Origin of the sequence: Ilumatobacter nonamiensis YM16-303, from assembly GCF_000350145.1 — a bacterium.
GTDB lineage: Bacteria > Actinomycetota > Acidimicrobiia > Acidimicrobiales > Ilumatobacteraceae > Ilumatobacter_A > Ilumatobacter_A nonamiensis.
This window is the reverse complement of record NZ_BAOL01000134.1, coordinates 1-2,988: the sequence shown is the minus strand read 5'-3', so window position 1 is coordinate 2,988 and position 2,988 is coordinate 1. Positions and strand designations below refer to the sequence as shown.

Below are 2,988 nucleotides of genomic sequence, written 5' to 3'. Positions count from 1 at the left end.
CCGTGCCATCCGGTGTCTGACACCGGATGGTGCAGCGAGGTCAGCTGTCGTCGATCGCGGCGCGGACGGCGGCTGCGACCTGGTCGGCGGTCGCGCCGGGCGTGAGGACCTTCGCAACCCCGGCCGCCATCAACGGTTCCATGTCGTCCTCGGGCACGATGCCACCGACGATCACCGGGATGTCGACACCCCGTTCGCGCACCTTGTCGACCACGAGCGGAGCCAAGGTCATGTGGGCACCGGACAGCATCGACAATCCGATCGCGTCGACGTCCTCGTCGACCGCGGCGGCCGCGACCGTGTCGGGGGTCTGGAACAGACCGGTGTAGATCACCTCGAAGCCGGCGTCACGAAGGATCCGCGCGACCACCTTGACACCTCGGTCGTGGCCGTCGAGGCCGACCTTCGCCACCAACACTCGTTCACCGGCCATCGCGCACACGTCCCATCGTTGTCATCACCCTGATCAGGCGGAGTAATCGTAGAAGCCGCGACCGGTCTTCCGGCCGAGCAGACCCGCCTCGACCATGCGCGACAGCATCGCCGGAGACGCGTAGAGCGGCTCCTTGAACTCGGCGTACATCGACTCGGCGACCGCCTGCGTGGTGTCGAGCCCGATCAGGTCAGCGAGCGCCAGCGGACCCATTGGATGGTTGCACCCTTCGACCATCCCGTGGTCGATGTCCTCGGCCGTGGCGAAGCCAGACTCCATCATGCGGATCGCCGACAGGATGTACGGGATCAGCAGGGCGTTCACGATGAAGCCGGCCCGGTCCTGACTGCGGATCACGATCTTGGTCAATGCCTCCTCGGCGAAGGCCTCGGAACGCTTGACGGTCTCGTCGGAGGTCATCAGGCTCGTCACCAGCTCCACGAGCTTCAGCACCGGCACCGGGTTGAAGAAGTGGATCCCGACCACGTTCTCCGGTCGTTCGGTTGCGATCCCCAGCTTCATGATCGGGATCGAGCTGGTGTTGCTGGCCAGGATCGCATCGGGCGATTCCACGACGCGGTCGAGCGTGCGGAACACGTCGGTCTTGAGCGTCTCCTCCTCGATCACCGCCTCGATGACGAGCTGACGATCGGCGAAATCACCGAGGTCGGTCGTGAAGTCGAGTCGCGCCGCGGTCTCGTCCCGCTGCTGCTCGGTCATCTTCTCGCGTGAAACGGCCTTGTCGAACGAGCCGAGCAGACGAGATCGCCCGCGCTCGGCAGCGGCGGCATCGACCTCCTGCACGATCACGTGCATCCCGGCGCGGGCACACACCTCGGCAATCCCGGCACCCATCTGTCCGCACCCGACCACGCCGACGCGCTCGATGGTGGGCGAATTCGTCTCGGTCGTCATCCAGGCGAACGTACCGCTCCGTGCAGGCGCCCGACGAAATCTGTGACACTCGGGCTCGTGATCATGTCCCGGCGTCGCTTTCTCGCCCTGTCGGCGACGTTTGCCGCAACCGCCTGCTCGAGCGGTCCCGATGAGGTGTTCTCACCACCGCGGACCGGCTCGTCGAGCACCACCGGTTCCACGACCACGACGCCTCCGACGACGGTGGGGACCGCCCGCACGACGACGCCGCTGCCGACCCAGGTGCCGACGACGACCGAATTCACGACGACGACCGAGGCCACCACCACGACCACCGAACCCGCGACCGACCCGGATTCCGTCGAGCTCGTCGCGGACCCCTTCGTGTTCGGCGTGGCGTCAGGTGATCCGGACACGAGCTCGGTCGTCCTGTGGACGCGACTGGCCGACGTCGTCGGCGCGTTTGCCGACGTCCCGGACGGTCAGATCCCCGTGCGCTGGACCTTCATCGGCAGCGGTGGGCAGGAACTCGATGGGGTCGCGACGACCGACGCTTCCGTCGGATACTCGCTGCACGTCGTGATCCCTGCGATCGAGCCGGGGAACTACACCTTCTCCGTCGGAGGTTTCCGCTCCCCGGTGGGACGGGCCGCCCCGATCAACACGGCGACCAGCGAGTATCGGATTGCGGCAGGGAGCTGTCAGAACTACCAGACCGGCCACTACGCGGCGCACCGCGACATCGCCGAATGGGTGCCCGATCTCGTCGTGTGGCTCGGCGATTTCATCTACGAAGGCGGAGTCATCGGCGCCGACAATCCCCGCCGGGTCCGCGACCACGAAGGCGCCGAACCGCTCGATCTCGTCGGGTATCGCCAGCGATACGCCACCTACCTGAGCGACCCGCAGCTGCAGGCGAGTCGGGCCGCAGCGCCGTGGCTCTCGATCTGGGACGACCACGAAGTCGAGAACGACTATGCGGGCCTGGTCTCACAGAACGAAGGCGAGGATCCAGCGTCGTTCGCCCAGCGACGTGCTCAGGCGTATCAGGCCTGGTGGGAGAACACGCCGACACGCCTCGAACCTCCGGCGGCACGGGCGAGCATCGACGAGCCGTACGTGATCAGCCGCGGCATCGACGTGGGCGGACTCGTGCGGATCTCCGCGCTCGACGGACGCCAGTTCCGCAGTCCGCACGTGAGCCGCGAGATCCTGGACCCCGGTCCGCCTGCGGAAGGGTGGGACGATCCGGACCGCACGATGCTCGGCGAGGAACAGGAGGAGTGGATCGCCGAGCGGTTCGCGACATCCACCGCCACTTGGAACTGCCTCGCGAACCAGACCGTGCTCTCCGATACGCGACTCGAAGCAACCGGAGCGATCCTCAACTACGACCAGTGGGACGGGTATCACCCGGCCCGAGAGCGACTCCTCGCCGACGCGCCACCGAACCTCGTGGCGATCACGGGCGACATCCACCTCGCGATGGTCGGCGAACTCGGACCCGCCGGCGCACCGGTCGGGATCGAGTTCGTCAACACGGCGATCGCGTCACCGCCGAACGTCGACCCAGGTCTCACCGATGTGTTCCTGGCGCTCCCGACCGTCGTCGATGCGAACCTGGCCGAACGCGGCTACACCCGCCACACGATCACCCCCGACGCGTGGACGGCCGAGTA

3 protein-coding genes are annotated in these 2,988 nt (G+C 67.0%); 1 reads left to right on the top strand and 2 read right to left on the bottom strand.

What is annotated here, in order from left to right; genetic code table 11:
* Nucleotides 1–40: 40 nt before the first annotated feature.
* Nucleotides 41–433: a cobalamin B12-binding domain-containing protein gene (locus tag ON45_RS12900; RefSeq protein ID WP_040494401.1), complete on the bottom strand. Its 393-nt coding sequence runs from the start codon at nt 431–433 to the stop codon at nt 41–43.
* A 33-nt stretch (nt 434–466) separates the two neighbouring features.
* Entirely contained in the window at nt 467–1,348 is an 882-nt protein-coding gene (locus ON45_RS12895) for a 3-hydroxybutyryl-CoA dehydrogenase (RefSeq protein WP_040494400.1), read from the bottom strand.
* 63 nt (nt 1,349–1,411) lie between these two features.
* Between ON45_RS12895 and ON45_RS12885 the strand changes: the two genes are divergently transcribed.
* A partial coding sequence (locus ON45_RS12885) for an alkaline phosphatase D family protein (protein ID WP_241432204.1) occupies nt 1,412–2,988 on the top strand: 1,577 nt, incomplete at its 3' end.

Bases quoted from the DNA above. Each gene is read 5' to 3' on its own strand.
- ON45_RS12900 (WP_040494401.1), bottom strand. From the start codon at position 433: ATGGCCGGTGAACGAGTGTTGGTGGCGAAGGTCGGCCTCGACGGCCAC.
- ON45_RS12895 (WP_040494400.1), bottom strand. From the start codon at position 1,348: ATGACGACCGAGACGAATTCGCCCACCATCGAGCGCGTCGGCGTGGTC.